The sequence below is a fragment of the Desulfosarcina widdelii genome, assembly GCF_009688965.1.
GTDB classification, from domain to species: Bacteria; Desulfobacterota; Desulfobacteria; order Desulfobacterales; family Desulfosarcinaceae; genus Desulfosarcina; species Desulfosarcina widdelii.
In genome coordinates, this window is sequence record NZ_AP021875.1 from 1,851,704 (window position 1) to 1,868,444 (window position 16,741).

Consider the following 16,741-nt stretch of genomic DNA (forward strand, 5'->3'; position numbering starts at 1 on the left):
TGGATCGGTGCATTTTCAGTCTTCCAGGGTCGACAGGTCGCCATCGGGAAGCCCCAGTTCGCGGGCCTTGAGCAGGCGCCGCATGATCTTGCCGGCCTTGTTCTTGGGAAGATCGGTTTTAAAATCGATCTCTTTGGGCGCCACGGCCGGACCGAGTCTTTTGCGGGCGAACCCGATCAGTTCCAGCCGCAGTTCGTCGCTGGCGGCGTGTCCCGGCTTGAGGGCGACAAAGGCCTTGACCAGTTCACCGACAAGCGGGTGCGGCTTTCCGATCACTCCGGCCTCGGCAACGGCGGGATGCTGCATGAGGGCACTTTCCACCTCGAAAGGCCCCACCATGTGGCCGGAGGTCTTGATGATGTCGTCGGCGCGGCCCACGAACCAGAAATATCCGTCCGCGTCCCGCCTGGCCAGATCTCCCGTCAGATACCAGCCGCCGACGAAACACTTGCGGTAGCGCGCCTCGTCGTGCAGGTAGCCCCTGAACATGGAGGGCCAACCGGGCCGCAGGGCCAGCTCGCCCTGAACGTCGGGCGCATCGATCACCTCGACGGCATCGTTGCCGGTGCGCCGGACGATGGCCGCCTCGATTCCCGGCAGCGGCCGCCCCATGGAACCGGGTCGGATCTCCATGGCCGGGAAATTGGCGATCATGATGCCGCCGGTTTCCGTCTGCCACCAGTTGTCATGAATCGGCATGCCCAAGGCTTTTATCCCCCAGACCACGGCCTCGGGGTTGAGCGGTTCGCCGACGCTGTGAACCACGCGCAGATGTCGCAGGTCATATGTCCGGACCGGCTCGATCCCCATGCGCATCAGCCTGCGGATGGCCGTGGGCGCCGTGTACCAGACGCTCACTTTTCGGCCGGCCAGGATGTCGCACCACCGCCCGGCGTCAAAATCAGCCTCGTCGACAATGTTGGTGATTCCATGCAGCAGCGGCGACAGGATGCCGTAGGAAGTGCCGGTGACCCAGCCGGGGTCGGCGGTGCACCAGAAGACATCGCCGGGGTGAAAATCCAGGACGTATTTGCCGGTCATGTAGTGGGTGAGCACGGCGTTGTGGGCATGCAGCGCGCCCTTAGGCATGCCTGTGGTGCCGCTGGTGAAATGCAGCACAGCGATATCCTCGGGATCGGTATGCGGGATAGTGTAGGCTTCGGAAGCCTCGGCCATGAGCCGGGGCAGGGACAACAGGCCGCCTGCCCCATGGTCACTGGCATCCACCAGGAGCACATGTTTCAGCTTGGGCAGCCGATTCCTCAGTGGTTCCACCTTGCCGCGGTAGTCGGCCTCGGTGGTCAAAAGAATCCTGGCATCGCCTTTGCTCAGCCGCTGATAGATAGGCTCCGGGCCGAAAGCGGAGAAAAGCGGGCAGAAAACGCTCGTGTTTTTGAGCGTTCCCAGGGCCGCGATGTACAATTCCGGGATGCGGCCGGCCAGGGTGCAGACCGTATCGCCTTTTCCGAGGCCCAGTTGCCTTAGAATATTGGCAAAGCGGCTGGTCTGCGCTTTGAGATCGCCGTAGGTAACGGCCCGGGAAGTGTCGTCGCGGCCCAGCCATTGAAGGGCCACGCGGTTTTTACGTTCTCCGTCGGCATGACGGTCCACCGCTTCGTGGGCGATGTTGAGCCCCCTGCCCTCCGGCAGCCCATCCAGCTCGCTGCGCATGGCCTGCCAGGAAAACGTGTCCCCGGTTTTCTCGTAATCCAGCAGGTTCGGGCGCTGTGGATACGATTCGGGGTTCTTGTAAATGGGATTGAAGACCAACTTTGCAGTTTCCTCGGCAGTGTCCGGGTGTGATTGTCATTTGTCGTATTTCAACGTTAACAGCGCTTAGAAAAAGATTACCTTGCGCCAATCAATTCTGTCAATTTTTCAGATGGCGTCAGCACAATCCGAATAGCCAGTCGTTGACGGGGTCGGACAACCTCTCTATACTCGTTTCGCGCACACATCCGATTGACAGTTGCCATCATCGCCGATTTTTCGATGGGGAAAGGAAACACCGCCATGCGTAAATTCAGGCGGAAATACTATGACGTCTTTTCAAAATTCTATGACCGGTTTATCGCCCTGCACGCCACCGATCGGCAGGGCGTCTTGCGCGACGTTCTCGCCGAGGAAACCGGCGCTCGGCCCGGTGACCGGGTTCTGGACATCTGCACGGGTACCGGGGCAACCCTGGCATCTCTGGCGGATCGGGTCGGCAAGACCGGTCTGGTCGTGGGCCTCGATTTCTCTTCGGGAATGCTGAAGGCAGCCTGCAAAAAATCAAGGGACAACCATGAGGTCTGCCTCGTCCAGGCGGACTGCGCCCGCCTGCCGTTTAAATCCGGCGCCTTCGCTGCGGTCACCTGCTCCCATGCCTTTTATGAACTCAAGGGCGCCACGCAGGTCGACACCCTGGAGGAAATCAAGCGCTGCCTTGCGCCGGGAAAGCCCTTTTTAATGATGGAGCACGAAGTGCCGGAAAACAGGTTTGTGCGCCTGTTGTTTTATATCCGGCTGAGGTCCATGGGCCGGGAAAGAGCCACACAGGTCCTGAAGCATGAAAGGGGATTTTTAAAGCGCTATTTCAGCCGTGTCCGGCGATCCGTTACCATTACCGGCAAATCGAAGCTTTACATCTGCAGTTGACGGCGGTTCTTTCCAGATAAATCGTCAGAGTCGGCAGGATGAGAAAAACGACGAGATCTCATTTCTCCGAATTGAGAAAAACCTGCATGTAGAAGTGGTCCCCTGCCCTTACCGTTTTCAGCGGCACCATGGGGACCTTTTCCACCAGCTCTTCCGGTGAGGTTCGATTTTCAATGGCCGGGCCGAAGGGCGTTTCCTTCTTTTCGATTTCGACGATGGCCAGCCTGGCATCGGGTTTCAGCAGCCGCCTGGCCTCTTTAATAAATGCCGTCAATTGGGGCCGGGAAAGGGCATGGATCACAGTGGCGGCGTAGATCAGATCGGCGATGCGATCATCCAACCCATCGAGTTGGGCGATATCACTCTGGATCGCTTCGATGTTGCCGCCTTCGGTTTCCTCGGAGAGCTTTTCGATGAAATAGCTGTCCCGGTCAACGGCGTAAATCTTTCCCGATAAGGTGACCACCCGTGAAAAGATCCTGGACATATACCCCGTACCGCAACCGGCATCGATAATCGTCTGGCCCGGTTGAATGTCCAGGGCTTCGACGATGGTTTCCGTGTCAACCAGGCCTTCCGTAAACTTGCGCATGAAAAAGCTCTTTTTTTTCCGATGAAGCCGGACCCGGATCGGACTGTTCGAGCCTTCCGCGGCCCGATGTCGAAATTGTTCCTGGATGGAAAACCGAACGATCCGCCGCGCATCGTTTTGCAACAGGTACTGTTTTTCAAAATAATCCTGCAGGAAACGACTTGTCAACCCACATCAAGTCAACACCAAGCCCTTGACACCAATCGAAATATTTGCGATTCTATGCGCAACCTTCCTTTCATTTCCTTGAATCTATTTTCCTCAAAAGACGGGGCAGCTAAATGACGCTAACGAAAAATGAGATCGTCGAACAGATTCAGAACCAGCTTGGTTTTTCCAAAAATCGGTCCAAGGAAATCACGGAGACGTTGCTGGAAATCATGAAATCGACCATGGAATCCGGTGAAGATGTCCTTGTTTCAGGCTTTGGCAAATTCTGCGTAAAGGACAAAAAGGAAAGAAAGGGGAGAAATCCGGCCACCGGCGAAGATGCCATCCTGCCGGCCCGGCGGGTGGTGACGTTCAAGTGTTCCGGCAAGCTGCGGCAACGGGTGAATGGGGATTAGCATGCGCGGCCGGATTGCCGGTATAGGAAACGTTTTCCGAACGCTCAGGATCAACGCATCTTCTTTTGGCTGAGCCCCACCCCGACGATAACAGCCGCGGCGGCCCCACTCTGCAGCCCGTTCAAGGACTCTCCCATGGCCAGCCAGCCGATGGCTACGGCCGTCACCGGCACCAGGTTGATAAAGGCCGATGCCCGCGACGCCGGAAGACGGCTCATCGCCCAGTTGTACAGCCCAAAAGCCCCCAGGGTGACCAGCACACCGAGAAACAAAATGGCGGAAACCAGGGGCACCGTCCAGCAAATTCCCTTCCCGCTGAACAATAAGACCAGACCCGGCGAAAAAAACAGGCTTCCGGCAAGCACCTGAAGGCCGGTCAGCAGCCAGGGATTGTAGCGCCCGCTGAGCTGTTTGACCAGGATCATGTTCATGGCTGCACTGGCCATGGCGATCAGTTCCAGTCCGTTGCCCAGCAGCGGGTTGGGCGCCGAAGCGGTGCCGGCTCCTGACAGGCTCAGGACAATGACGCCGGCCACCGAAATGAAAAGGCCGGCAAACGTAGCCCTGCCTACCGGCTCGCCCAGCATGAGCCAGGCACCCGCGGCCACCAGAAGCGGCACCAGTGCGCTGATGACACCGGCCTGGGAAGAGGTCGTGTATCGCAGGGCGTTGGATTCCAGCAGAAAGTAAAGGCAGGGCTGCAGCAGCACCATGGGCGCCAGCCGTTTCCAGTCCCCCCGGCGATAGCTCGTCGTTTTCAGGCGGCCGGCAAAGGGCAGGATCACCGCCAGCGCAATGATCATGCGCAGCCAGACCACGGACAGCGGATGCATCGCCTGCACCGCCATCCGCATGGCGGCAAAAGAACCGCCCCACAATCCAACCGCGGCCAGCAGGGCCGCGAAGGGTAAAACCGACTGGATGTCGATCGGAGTCCCGGCGCCGGGTGCCAATGCTTTTTCCGTCGATGCTGCTTTCATACGATTTCCTTTTTCTGAATCAATTCCATCCTGAAAAAGGAGTATCATGCAGCCGTGGGGAACGATTGCAGAATGTTGCTTTTTTTACGCTGCCGCCAAGATTGATGAATTCGTAAAAAGTCGAAATTCTCATTTTTTCGTCATTCCGGCGCAGGCCGGAATCCAGTCATTTCAATGGTTTCTGGATACCGGATCAAGTCCGGCATGACGATGCTGCGACTTTTTGCGAGTCCGTCAAGATTGGGAGAGGTATTGCCCGGGGGTAGCCCCGGTATACTTGCGAAAGGTGTTGCTGAAATGGCTCTGATCGGAGAACCCCACGGCCAGGGCGGTCTGCACCGGTGCCAGGCCCTTGCGCAGCAGTTGCCGTGCCCGGTCGATCCGCCGCAGGGTGCGGAAAAGGTGCGGGGAGAAGCCGGTTTCGCGTTTGAAGACCCGCAGAAAATGGTAGCGGCTCAATCCCGCCTCCTGGGCCGCATCTTCGAGGGAAACCTTGCGGTCGAGGTTTGCGGACAGATAGTCCCTGGCACGCTCGATGGCGATGCCCTCCCTGCGGCTGTCGGTACGGGCAGGCTTGACATTGCCATAGTGGGTCACAAGATGCACCATGGCATCCATCACGGCGGTCTCTTTTTCCAACCGGCCGGCAGGCCCCTGAATCACCCGGCAGAGTCGCTGCAGGCGTTTCCACAAAAGCGGGTCCCCAACCACCATGCATGCGAATTCCGGTATGGCAACCGGTCTTCCCGTGATTTCGGCGGCAGCCGCGGCCATCCTTTTCATGTTGAAATAGATCATGCGATACGTCTGGCTGCCGCATGCGGGCACCCCGGAGTGAATCTGGCCGGGATTGATCAGGGCGACCTGCCCCGGCGACACCAATGAGTAGGATTTCTCCGGCCCGAGGCAGTATGCACCCCCGGCCATCATCATGCCGACGGCATAAATGCCGTCGTGGGCATGATTCGGAAACACATGCTTGCTGGCGGACACCTGGCAGATCTCCAGGTCGGCGATCTGCGCGTCCCGCCAGAAAATTACATTTTTCGCCGCTTTCATGATTGTACGCTTAACACGAATCGGATGCGAAGGCTTGTAAAAAATTGCTGTCGGGGCGAAGGACCGTTTGCCCAAATCCTGTTCACTTCTTGAGTTCGACCTTCACAGCCCTGCCAAGTTGTTCCATGGTGTATGGCTTTTTCAAATACTGCCCCACACCCAGCTTTTGCACCTTTCGAACCCGCTGTGTTTCGGAGTAGCCACTGGCAATAATGGCCTTTTGACCCGGATGAGAACCGATTATCTCTCGGTAAGTGTCAAGACCATCCATACCTGGATCCATAATCATATCCAGGACAACCAGATCGGCCGAATGAGAAGACAGGTATTCGACGGCCTTTTCGCCGCTGGATACGGCAGTGGTTCGATAGCCGAGTTCGGTCAGGATCATCGAGGCAATAACCCGTTGCTCTTCTACATCGTCTACAATAAGAATCGTTTCGCCGTCTCCCCGCAAATCCCTGATTGTCAACGGGTCGTGACGCTCTTTCTCGATGGGGTCGCGGGTTATCGGAAAATAAAGCATAAAACGGGTTCCGGTTCCCTCTCTGCTCTCGACGTCAATATAGCCTTTGTGGTCATCCACCGTTCCCCACACGACAGCCATACCGAGCCCCGTGCCGCTCCGGCCCATCTTTTTTTTGGTATAGAAGGGTTCGAAAATGCGGCTTAAATCATCAGACGAAATGCCCACACCCGCATCGGCAACGGTGAGAACTGCATAATCGCCTTCGGCAACCTCGCTGTACCCCCTGATCGGCAGGTCGACATACCTGTTTTGCGTGGACACGACAATAGACCCGCCGTTGGGCATTGCCTCCGCTGAATTGGATATCAGATTCATCACCGTTTTGGAAAGATGGACGGGAGACCCGGAAATATTCATCAAATTCGGATCGAGGTCGGTTTCGATCGTTACCGATGGATGAAACGACAGGAGTTTGCTGTGTTCGGGGCTGTCCAGGTAGTCCGAAACGATTGTATTCAAGTTTACGGTTTCCGTTACGACAACCCCTCTTCTCGCCAGGGTCAGCAGATCCTGTACGATCGCTGCAGCACGCTTGCCGGCATTCAATATCGTCTCGATCGGTTGTTTCATATCGCTGTCGGCGGACAAATTCATAAGCAACAGTTCAGGATAGCTGACGATTCCCGAAAGGATGTTGTTCAGATCGTGGGCCACTCCGCCTGCCAGCGTGCCAATGGCTTCCATCTTTTCAGCGCGGTGGAGGCGATACTCCAGTTGCTTCTTCTCCGTTTCCGCCTGTCTGCGCTCGGAGGCATTTAACGCCAGCGCAACCAGATCCGAGATGGAGCTGACAAATTGAATCCCATCGATTTGCCACTGCCTTTTCTCTCCCATCTGTTCGACGCAAACAACACCCACGACCTTGCCATGAACCAATATGCTCACGTCCAGCATGGAGACAATGTCGTATTCCGGCAGGTAACGCACAGCGAACTCTTTTGTTCTGGGGTCATTATAGGCATCCGGTGCACAGATCACCCGGTCACGATCCAGGGCTTCGAAATAGACGGGATTATCTTCCGCCAGCAGCTCACCACCACTGGAGTAAGAGGCCGAACTCAAGGAATAGCACTCCAGCAGTTCAATTTTTTTGTGGCTCCGATCAAACATCCACACACCGCACCGTTCCACACCCATCGTTTGGGCAGCGGTTTTCACGATAAGCCGCAAGGCATCGTTGACGTTGCCCAGGTAAATCGCCTCGTTTCTGGCCAGCCTGACAAGGCTGTCGTTCTGTTTTCGGAGTCGCCTTTCACTTTCCTGGAGGACCGTTTCAATTGTTCTGCGCTCCGTAATCTCTTTCTCCAGTTTCAGGGTCCTTTCCTTGACCCGCACCTCCAGATGGTCACGATGCCGGGCAAGGGCCTGTTCTGCTCTCTCGCGCTCTTCAATTTCTTCCTGTAATAAAACATTGACCTTTTCAGCGGCCTCCCTGGCGGCCTGAATTTCTTCTATGGATTGCGCTACGCTGTCGGCCATGTCGTTGAACGCCTGAGCCAGCTGCCCCATCTCATCCGAGGATTTTATTTCCAGGCGATGCCCCCGCTCCCCCCTTTGAAAACGCCCGATTCCCTGGATCATTCCGGTTATCTTTCCGGTAAGGGTGGCCGCCATCCAGATGGCAATAAAAATAACGATGATAATCATCAGCGAGGTGTAGAGCCCGAGGTCTCTGGCCGTACCCTTCAAAGTGCCGGCCATCGAGGCTTTGTTACGCTCCGATTTGGACTTCAGGCTAGACTGGTATGTCTTTTCGATGGCTTCGATTTCACGGGCTGTCCGATTGGCGGCCCGGTGAAACTCGTCCACATTGGCGCCAATGGTCACATATCCGAATCCCCGGGGGTGTTCTCCATATCGGCCTGTGGAATAGGGGATCGCCGCGGCGGTGGTCAGTTTCCACAAACCGCTCCAATAAATCAGAAACGAGCCCGATCCGCCATGCCGGGTCAAATTGTGCCATCCGGAACACTGAGGGGCAAAATTGAGAAACCGTCCGTCCAGGCCGATCAGGCCCGCTTTCGTCAGCGGCGCCGCCGGTTTCTTTTCCAGAGACTGCATCTTGAACCGGGGCGCATGTTCCAGGAACCGATGGATCGGCAATTGGCTCTTCTGCCAGCGGGTGTACAATTCCTCGTCGAGCCACGGTACGGCAGGTTCGCCCGTGGAAGGGTCGTATCCGACGATAAAATAGTCCCGGGGGTGGGAAATACAGCGCCCCAGGTAGTCCCACATAAAAGCATAATTGCCGCTGCCGGCATCCGATATGGGGGAGTACCGCGCTTCTGTTGGAATAATATGATCCGTAAATTCCATCACATGCACATGGTCAAGGGCCAGTGTGACGTACCCGGTTATCTTCCCGTTGTTTACCACCGGCGCGGCCCAGCGGATAATGCCCTCGAACCGCTTGCCGACAGGATTCTCTTTGCCGGCATATCCGGACGATTCGGGGGCAAAGGGGATTCCCCGCGCCTTGGCCCTGGCCCTGGTGTAAGGGCCGACCAGATGCCCCTTGACATAAGCCCCGATTACGTCGGACACGTAGATATCGCCGGGCTTGAGTTTCTTCAGGTCGCTAAAATACGTTTCCGCGCTGCAGTAAGTGTTTTCCTTTCCGCTGATGTCGCGCAGGCGGCTGTCCATGCGCTTTGAGGCGGTCACTTTGATTTTTTCATGTCCGGCAAGGTCGACAAACGTCATCTCCAGAAACAGCGGTCGGTGCTGAACGATTTCGCCCTCTTCCGGAAAGCGATAGTGAAAATCGGTACGGTTGTCCCGGTTCTGCGATATAACCGCAAGGCCATGTGCCGTCGATTGTCCGGAGGGGATCCAGGCTTGGCCGGTGTCATCCATCACCCACGGGTAATGATCGATTACCGGTCGGCTGTGGCGACTCAGAAATTTCCGATAGGCCGCTTCGGAAGGGGCTAAAGATGCGGCATACGCGATGTCCCGATCGCGATCGTATAAAAAGGCTGCCACGGCCCTGGCGGTGTCCGTTGTCAACCGTTCGATCGACTCCCTGGCCTTGACATCCAGGGCCCGAATCGAGTTTTCCGTGGATAGCTTCCCGATCTGTTCGACAACGGTCCTGCTTTCGGAAACCATCTCCCCCACCTGCCCTTCAACGGTTAACGCCAGGTGGGACACGGCCTCCCAGGCAAACCATGCCAGGGCCACAAGAGGCAGTACTTTGATAACGATAAAAATTGCGATGAGCTTATCTCGGATGCCGGGCCGATAGGGAATCATGGATTTCCTCGCGTTAAGCTCCCAGTAATTGAGGCGATCAGCGGATGGACCATATCAATTTTAGTATCGGCCTTTTTCATAAAACATGAACCAGGAAAATCGGCAGGTTATTTTAAGTTTGAATGGACGCTTTTGCGCGGATGGCCTCGGCCCAAACGATTCTTCGTACCCGTTCACGGGGTTGAAAGGCCCAATGTACTGCAACTGCCTGAACAGTAAACGTTTACAGGGTGCCGCAGGTGTGAGGCGCCGGGCACGCCGACGGTTTGGTCAACCTTCAACCGCCCGGAAACAAGGAAGATGCGGCACCCTGTGAACGCTTACGATCCTTCTGCCTTCGTCCAGGCAATAAGCGCTTGATTAATCGGAAGCGTTTGTTAAGACTTGGCCGGACGTTAACCGACACATGAAGAGGACCAGATGGGAACGGATGAAACGATCGCCGTAGAAAATTGGCACATGCCTCCCTTTTTCAAAAAGATGCCCGTCTCCATCGACAGGGGCGAGGGGGTCTATGTCTGGGACGAGGAAGGGAACCGCTATCTTGACCTGACCGCAGGCTGGGGTGTCACCTCCATCGGGCATGCCCACCCTGTCATTCAAACCGCCCTGGCGGACCAGGCCGCGCGCATTGTTCAGAATCCGAATTCCGGCCTGACTTACTCGCCGGCACGTTCGCGGCTTTTGTCGCTCATGGCGAAGATCCTGCCGGAAAACCTGACACGGGTATTTTTCTCCAACAGCGGCGCGGAAGCCAATGACGCCGCTATCAAACTTGCCCGAAAAATCACCGGTCGTCGAAAAGTGATCGCCACCACAGGCAGTTTCCACGGCCGCACCATCAGCACGGCATCGGCTACGGGCCAGGCCAGGCACCGCGAAAAGTACAATCCGCTCATGCCCGGTTATCTGTTCGTTCCGTTCGATGATCCGGAGGCGATCCAACGCACCCTCGACGACGATGTCGCGGCGGTCATCGTGGAACCGGTTCAGGGCGAGGGGGGCGTTCGCATACCGTCAAAAGGATATCTGAAGGTTGTCTCTCAAATTTGCCAGGCAAACGGCACGCTTCTGATCGCAGATGAGATCCAGACCGGTTTTTGCCGCACCGGCCCAATGTTCGCCATCGGCGAAACCGGGGCCCGGGCGGATTTTCTAACCATGGCAAAAGGAATCGCCGGGGGGTTCCCCTTCGGCGCATTCGCCATGTCCGAAGATCTGGCAGGCCGGGTGGAGGCCGGCGATCATGGCGGCACCTACTGCGGCAACCCGCTGGGTTGTGCCGTAGCCTGTGCGGTGATCCGGTACCTGGTCGAAAACAGTATCAGCGCCCATGTTGCCGAACTGGGGCAATATGCTCTCGATGAAATGCACACCTGGAGAAAAACCTGTTCCGGTGTCGTCACGGATGTTCGGGGCAAGGGCTTGCTGCTCATCGTCGAATTCTGCGATGAAGAAACGACGGCCAGGATTATGGAGGCGTGCTTATCCCAAAGACTCTTCGTCTGCCAGACCCAGGGCAATGGCATCCGCGTGTTCCCGGCATTGAACATTGGCCGTGAGCAACTGGAGGACGGGCTGGCCACACTCAGGCGGGCAATCGATATGGGTGCACAGAAAAAGGGCTGACAGCATCGTTTGCCGTGTTCTAACCCAACACGTCTTTTATCGCCTGACCCAACTCATTGATGCCCACGGGTTTTTTGATGTATTTGGCGGCACCCGCCCTGAGGGTCCGCTTGACATCTTCGGTCTCGGCGAAACCGCTTAAAATGATCGCTTTCTGATCCGGTTGGATTTCCTTGATCCGGTCATAGGTTTCCCGGCCGTTGATCCCGGGGTCCATGATCATGTCGAGAAGCAACAGGTCGATGCCGCCGTGTTCCCGGATATATTCGACGGCCGCCTCTCCGGACGATACGCAGCTCGTTGAAAAGCCCATTTTCTCTAAAATCTGGCAGGTGATTTCCTGCTGGTTTTTGGCATCGTCGACCACCAGGATGCGTTCTCCCTGTCCATAAACGCTCTCGATTTGAAACGGGCGCATTTCGCCTGCCGGCATCTCCCGAGTAACATGGCAGTAAATATCGAAGCGGGTGCCCTCGTTGCTGCAGACGATGTCGATATAGGCGCCGTGGTCCTGGACCACATTCCATACCAATGTCAGGCCAAGACCGGTACCGCTGCGGCCCATGACTTTCTTGGTGTAAAACGGTTCGAAGATCCGGTCCAGGGCTTCACGGTCCATCCCCGGCCCGTTGTCGGCCACAGTCAGTACGACATAGTCTCCTTTGGGAATGTTGCCATAGCCCTTTGCGGGGCGATCCAGGCAGCGGTTGGCCGTGGAGACCACGACCCGTCCGCGGCCTTCGATCGCCTCTGCGGCGTTGGATACCAGATTCATCACGGCCTTGCCGAAATGAAGCGGTGAGCCCTTGATATTGAGAATTCGATTGTCCAGGTTCGTTTCCACCCGGACCTTCGGATGAAACATCATCAGCTTCTTGTACTCCGGGGATCGGACGTAGTCTTCGATGGTGCGGTTGAGGTTCATCACCTCCTTTTCGATGGCCGCCCCCCGGGCCACGGTCAGCAATTCACTGACAATGGCCGCCGCACGCTTCCCGGATTCCTGAATCGTCTGGATCGGCCCGCGAAGTTTGCTGTCTTCGGGCAGTTCCATGAGAAGCAGCTCCGGATAGGAGACGATTCCCGAAAGAACATTGTTCAGATCGTGGGCCACGCCGCCGGCCAGCAGGCCAAGGGATTCCATTTTCTTCAGGCGGGCCACCTTTTCTTCATTTCTCTTGCGTTCCTTTTCTTCTCGCAACCGCTCCGAGATGTCTCGCAGAACGGCCAGGACGGCGGGGCCGGTCTTGTAGTGAATCTCGTTGGCATTGATTTCGACTGTGGATTGGCTGCCGTCGTCCCTTTCGATGCCCACGATGACTGAATTCTCGGTAACCGCAGGATCAGTGAAGGAATCGTAAAACTGGTTAAACCTCTCTTTGTCGTTCTCGGCAATCATGGCCGTGAAGTCTTCAATGGTCCAGCCGATGGCCGATTTGCCGAGCAGGGATCGGCAGGCAGGATTTTCGAAAACGGCCGTATCGTTCTGCTCCACGAGGATGCCGTCATTAACGAATCGGGTAATCGTACGGTATTTATCTTCGGACAGGATCTCATAAGACCTGCCGGCAACGATCCAGAGCACGAGAAGACTGAAGACAAAAAAGCCGTATTCCATAAAATATTGAAATGCCGGTACACCCAGGGCGGCCATGCCGTCATGGATGCCAAGCAGCGTCCAGATGGCAATGCCCGAAACGCAGGCTCCCTTGTAACGCTCGCCGGGGTCCTTGCACCTTAGCCAAATCGCGATCGCGCCCAGGCTCGACAAAAAACCGTACAATACGAAAAAAGCGCCGTATGGCCCTAAGTCCGGTTCGATGTATGGCTGCGCCAGGCCCGTAAAATGACGGGCAACGAATCGTTCGGCGATCAAAAGGTCTGTTTTCCAGATGAGAAGCATCAAAAACAGATGGAAGCAACCGGCAACCTGGTGATAGCGCCTGGCATCGACTTTAAAGTAGGCAAACGTAAATCCGTATAAAAATTGGATCAGGCAAACGACCGCTGTCCACTCCAGTCGGCCTGCCCACTGATTTGCCGGCCCCGGAGGGCAATTGTATTCGAAGAATACGCCAACGGCGTAGAGCATCGCCGAAAAGGAAATTCCCAGGCTCCAGCCATAAAGCGTAAATCTTGGTTTCTTACAAAGGAAGACTGCTTGAAGAACCACCATTACCAGAGCCAGTATGGCAACCGATAACGAGCCGGCGGATTGCAATACGATTTTTTCCACGTTCACTTCCTGTCCCTCGGCAACTTAACGTCCGAATTCAGATGCAGTTTCAGAAGAGATCTATCGCGAGCCGTCATTTATCGATTGGAGCGGTTTAAATCATTCTTTTTAAATCGCTCTTTTCATGATTCGTCAGTTACCCTATGGGCTTGAAGATTCGCATGGGAACCTGAATCGAAAAATGGGCAAAACCATGGAAAGAGGTCTTGCCCATCAAAATGATTCGAGCGGAAGGCGTTCCTTGGCCGTGGAATCTTAATCCCCTTATTTTAAAAAGATATCGGCAATTGGCGGTCGGGCTTTAACGAAATTTGAACACCTGAAGCCAAGCCATTCAAATCAGGTCCGAAAACAATTGATTCTTTCGAAAGAATCATATAAGCAAAAAGCAATTTCCGAACATTTTACGCATTCTACGAAAACACCCCAGGAGCATGGACGATGGGCCATACGAATGGAATGATAGAAAGCGAAAAAGGCGGAACATTGACCGCGATGCTGCAATCCATCGGCGATCACATCAGCATCATGGACACCGATCTGAACATCGTATGGGCCAATGATGTTGCCAAAGAAAAATTCGGCAACGAAATCATCGGCAAAAAATGCTACCAGGCCTACCACAATCGCTCAAAACCCTGCGAACCATCCCCTTGCATCAGCAAGCGAGCCATTGCCGACGGCAACATTCACGAGCATGACACCGAGGTGATCGATAAAGACGGCCGTATCATCTGTTTCCATTGCACGGCCAACGTGGCGTTGAGGGATGAAAACGGAAATCCGACGCGGATCATCGAAATTTCCCGGGACATCACCGAGTTCAAAAAGGCAGAGGCGGAAAAAGACCGGCTGATCGGGGAACTGCGGGAAGCGTCCGAGAAAATAAAGACCTTGAAAAAATTGTTGCCGATATGTGCCTCCTGTAAAAAAGTCAGAAACGACCAGGGGTACTGGCAGCAGGTCGAGGTTTACCTTCGCGACAATGCGGAAATTCTTTTCAGCCATAGCATCTGCCCCGAATGCTCCAAAAAGCTGTATCCCGATCTCGACAGTTAAAATGCACTTTTACCTAAACATCCGTTAATGACCTGCCAATAAAGAAATCAGGCAATTCTCTTTTTCAAACGCCAAGGCCATGCTTCAAGATAGATTTTGATATAATATCATATAGTTGTACTATTTGTCAGTTATCCTGCAGACTGGAGAATACATCGAAAGGATGTTGAGCGATGCTTTACAGCGACAGCGTAGAAGACTCACGGCTATATTTCCGCCTTGCCCTGGAGGAGATTGGCAAATTCGGCCTTCCCATAGACCCTCTGAATTATTGCATCTGGTATGAGTATTTCTCAGAACGAAACAGTGACCTCAACAGATTCATCGACAATTATCTGAAGCAGAACGGGACGTTTTCATCGGAAGTCAGCAGGAAACTATTCAATCAGTTTATATTGAATGGAAAAGAACCGCTGAACGAATTGGTCCAGAATGAACTGAAAAAAGTTTTTTCGAACCTTTTTCGTTCCATCGAGACGACCCATCAGACCTTTGCCGAATCCGGGAACAACCTCGACGCCATGAGCCAGACCCTGGATGCCGGCATCACCGAACCGGAAATCAATGCCGTCGTCGAGCAGATCAAAAAAGAGATCAAAAAACTGGAATCTTCCAGCGGTAATTTTCAGGAAGATATTCAACATGCCAATCGTGAGATCGAGACCCTGAAGGAAAAAGTTGCGCGCTATAAAAACGAAGCGACAAAAGATCCGTTGACCAAACTGGACAACCGCCGAAGCTTCGATAAAAAGATGAAAGCCGCCCTGGATGAAGCCAATAGAGAAAAAAGCTCGCTGTGTCTGGTCATCGCGGACATCGATTATTTCAAAAAAATAAATGACACCCATGGCCACCTGGTGGGAGACAATGTTCTGCGCATGGTTGCATCCACCATGAAGGAATCGATCAACGGCAATGATACATTGGCACGAATCGGCGGCGAAGAATTTGCCATTCTGCTGCCGCGCACACCTCTGGATGGCGCCGTGAAACTGGCCGACGATATTCGGGCGAGCTTCGAAAAACTCGATTTGAAAAAGAAAAGTACGGGTGAGAGCCTGGGCACGATCACCATGAGCTTTGGCGTTACGACCTATAAGCATTCCGAGGACGCAGATGAGTTCATCCATCGTGCCGACCAGGCGCTTTACCAGTCCAAGGAATCGGGAAGAAACAGGGTCACCGGTCAGTAATTTTCGAGAGCACCCTATCTTACGGTGAGCATCGGAATCGCTTTAAGAAGCTGCGCCGCTTTTGGCCTCACGCTAGAACGCTGGGCCGTTTTTTGTTGTTTCACGCAAAGGCGCTAAGAAAAAAAGACAAAATCAAAACATACAGGTCCTGATAGCAATATTCACTTGAAATACTGGCTCAAAACAACAGCCACAGTCGCCGTTACTGTAATCAAAAAACCTTTCGCGTTCTTTGCGGCTTCGCGTGAGCCTCATCTTTTCGCCCGAATTCGTATAACCGTAAAAATGATTGCAGCGGCTAAAACGCCTGTGACGACGACCAATTGAATCAATCGTAAAAGAAAATGGTCGATCAGTTGTTTGCCGCTATCGAGAGAACGATCAACGAGTCGGTCACCAATTGCCTCTATCTCGACCAGGGTCGCTTGCCGTTCGGATACGAGCGTTTCGATCAGTCGGGTCAGTTCAGACCTCAAGTCTTCGGTTGCGGCAAGACGTTCCTGTGTCAGATATACCAGGGTCGCCTTGCGCTCCTTGTCTACCTCTGACAACGTTGCGATTCTCTCTTTTTGGATGACGATCTGAAGATCGTGCATGAGATTTTCAACAAGGCCTGACGGATTCCACTTGTTCTGGATGTCTTCGGAAGTTGCGGCAGGTGGTGATTCTTCTTTTGTCTGGTAAGAGGCTTCCAGGCCAAACGTGGTTCCGGCCATCAATAAGATCATGGCAAGGGTGATGAAACTGAATTTATTTATCGAACGCATACTGTCTCCTTGTTTACGGTTTCTAAGTGCTCCTGTTCAAAATGTTGATTTCCTTTTCCTTGCCGCCCCGCACCTTCCCTCGTGAAAAGGTATCATCCATCGGACTTGCCAGCCATGGGGAGACGGCTGGGCACCATAATTGGACCTCAATTTTTAGATAGGGCAGATCGGAAGTTGGAAATAAAGCCAGAGGTGCTTTTTACCAGATAGCAGTGTTGTATATTGGAAGCATGATA

The 16,741-nt window shown here is 54.5% G+C and carries 13 protein-coding genes; 6 read left to right on the forward strand and 7 right to left on the reverse strand.

Translation table 11 applies throughout. From position 1 onward, the window contains the following. Nucleotides 1–15 precede the first annotated feature (15 nt). The gene (gene acsA, locus GN111_RS08595; RefSeq protein WP_155303367.1) at nucleotides 16–1,770 is read right to left on the reverse strand and encodes an acetate--CoA ligase; all 1,755 of its coding nucleotides are present in this window, start codon (nucleotides 1,768–1,770) and stop codon (nucleotides 16–18) included. A 243-nt stretch (nucleotides 1,771–2,013) separates the two neighbouring features. Here acsA and GN111_RS08600 point away from each other — a divergent pair, with 243 nt between their 5' ends. Then, a complete protein-coding gene (locus GN111_RS08600) occupies nucleotides 2,014–2,640 on the forward strand; it encodes a class I SAM-dependent methyltransferase (RefSeq protein WP_170302194.1) in 627 nt (208 codons plus the stop codon). Nucleotides 2,641–2,698: 58 nt separating this feature from the next. On the opposite strand, the gene GN111_RS08605 is transcribed toward GN111_RS08600, so the two are convergent. Continuing rightward, nucleotides 2,699–3,400 (reverse strand): class I SAM-dependent methyltransferase, encoded by a 702-nt coding sequence (locus tag GN111_RS08605; RefSeq protein WP_331457709.1) that lies wholly within the window; start codon nucleotides 3,398–3,400, stop codon nucleotides 2,699–2,701. Between the two features lie 113 nt (nucleotides 3,401–3,513). Here GN111_RS08605 and GN111_RS08610 point away from each other — a divergent pair, with 113 nt between their 5' ends. After that, entirely contained in the window at nucleotides 3,514–3,798 is a 285-nt protein-coding gene (locus GN111_RS08610; RefSeq protein WP_155303370.1) for an integration host factor subunit alpha, read from the forward strand. Between the two features lie 50 nt (nucleotides 3,799–3,848). Here the strand turns inward: GN111_RS08610 and GN111_RS08615 are convergent, their stop codons facing one another. Beyond that, on the reverse strand, nucleotides 3,849–4,778 hold the full coding sequence (locus tag GN111_RS08615; protein ID WP_155303371.1) for a DMT family transporter: 930 nt from the start codon (nucleotides 4,776–4,778) through the stop codon (nucleotides 3,849–3,851). A gap of 46 nt (nucleotides 4,779–4,824) precedes the next feature. On the opposite strand from GN111_RS08615, the gene GN111_RS08620 reads away from it, so the two are divergent. Continuing rightward, entirely contained in the window at nucleotides 4,825–4,986 is a 162-nt protein-coding gene (locus tag GN111_RS08620) for a hypothetical protein (RefSeq protein ID WP_155303372.1), read from the forward strand. A gap of 26 nt (nucleotides 4,987–5,012) precedes the next feature. Here the strand turns inward: GN111_RS08620 and GN111_RS08625 are convergent, their stop codons facing one another. After that, complete coding sequence (locus GN111_RS08625) at nucleotides 5,013–5,837, reverse strand: AraC family transcriptional regulator (RefSeq protein ID WP_155303373.1); 825 nt, start codon at nucleotides 5,835–5,837, stop codon at nucleotides 5,013–5,015. Between the two features lie 82 nt (nucleotides 5,838–5,919). Next, nucleotides 5,920–9,621 (reverse strand): GAF domain-containing hybrid sensor histidine kinase/response regulator, encoded by a 3,702-nt coding sequence (locus tag GN111_RS08630; RefSeq protein ID WP_155303374.1) that lies wholly within the window; start codon nucleotides 9,619–9,621, stop codon nucleotides 5,920–5,922. A 420-nt stretch (nucleotides 9,622–10,041) separates the two neighbouring features. Here GN111_RS08630 and GN111_RS08635 point away from each other — a divergent pair, with 420 nt between their 5' ends. Beyond that, nucleotides 10,042–11,250, forward strand: a complete 1,209-nt coding sequence (locus tag GN111_RS08635) for an aspartate aminotransferase family protein (protein ID WP_155303375.1) — start codon at nucleotides 10,042–10,044, stop codon at nucleotides 11,248–11,250. 19 nt (nucleotides 11,251–11,269) lie between these two features. Here the strand turns inward: GN111_RS08635 and GN111_RS08640 are convergent, their stop codons facing one another. Next, nucleotides 11,270–13,486: a response regulator gene (locus GN111_RS08640; protein ID WP_155303376.1), complete on the reverse strand. Its 2,217-nt coding sequence runs from the start codon at nucleotides 13,484–13,486 to the stop codon at nucleotides 11,270–11,272. 441 nt (nucleotides 13,487–13,927) lie between these two features. On the opposite strand from GN111_RS08640, the gene GN111_RS08645 reads away from it, so the two are divergent. Both GN111_RS08645 and GN111_RS08650 read left to right on the forward strand, forming a co-directional pair. After that, on the forward strand, nucleotides 13,928–14,545 hold the full coding sequence (locus tag GN111_RS08645; protein ID WP_155303377.1) for a PAS domain-containing protein: 618 nt from the start codon (nucleotides 13,928–13,930) through the stop codon (nucleotides 14,543–14,545). A 173-nt stretch (nucleotides 14,546–14,718) separates the two neighbouring features. Continuing rightward, on the forward strand, nucleotides 14,719–15,738 hold the full coding sequence (locus GN111_RS08650) for a GGDEF domain-containing protein (protein ID WP_155303378.1): 1,020 nt from the start codon (nucleotides 14,719–14,721) through the stop codon (nucleotides 15,736–15,738). 251 nt (nucleotides 15,739–15,989) lie between these two features. Here GN111_RS08650 and GN111_RS08655 read toward each other — a convergent pair whose 3' ends face one another. Continuing rightward, entirely contained in the window at nucleotides 15,990–16,505 is a 516-nt protein-coding gene (locus GN111_RS08655) for a hypothetical protein (protein WP_155303379.1), read from the reverse strand. Nucleotides 16,506–16,741: the final 236 nt, after the last annotated feature.

Coding starts and splice junctions, on each gene's coding strand:
- GN111_RS08600 (WP_170302194.1), top strand. CDS start 2,014: ATGCGTAAATTCAGGCGGAAATACTATGACGTCTTTTCAAAATTCTAT.
- GN111_RS08610 (WP_155303370.1), top strand. CDS start 3,514: ATGACGCTAACGAAAAATGAGATCGTCGAACAGATTCAGAACCAGCTT.
- GN111_RS08615 (WP_155303371.1), bottom strand. CDS start 4,778: ATGAAAGCAGCATCGACGGAAAAAGCATTGGCACCCGGCGCCGGGACT.
- GN111_RS08620 (WP_155303372.1), top strand. CDS start 4,825: ATGCAGCCGTGGGGAACGATTGCAGAATGTTGCTTTTTTTACGCTGCC.
- GN111_RS08625 (WP_155303373.1), bottom strand. CDS start 5,837: ATGAAAGCGGCGAAAAATGTAATTTTCTGGCGGGACGCGCAGATCGCC.
- GN111_RS08630 (WP_155303374.1), bottom strand. CDS start 9,621: ATGATTCCCTATCGGCCCGGCATCCGAGATAAGCTCATCGCAATTTTT.
- GN111_RS08635 (WP_155303375.1), top strand. CDS start 10,042: ATGGGAACGGATGAAACGATCGCCGTAGAAAATTGGCACATGCCTCCC.
- GN111_RS08645 (WP_155303377.1), top strand. CDS start 13,928: ATGGGCCATACGAATGGAATGATAGAAAGCGAAAAAGGCGGAACATTG.
- GN111_RS08650 (WP_155303378.1), top strand. CDS start 14,719: ATGCTTTACAGCGACAGCGTAGAAGACTCACGGCTATATTTCCGCCTT.
- GN111_RS08655 (WP_155303379.1), bottom strand. CDS start 16,505: ATGCGTTCGATAAATAAATTCAGTTTCATCACCCTTGCCATGATCTTA.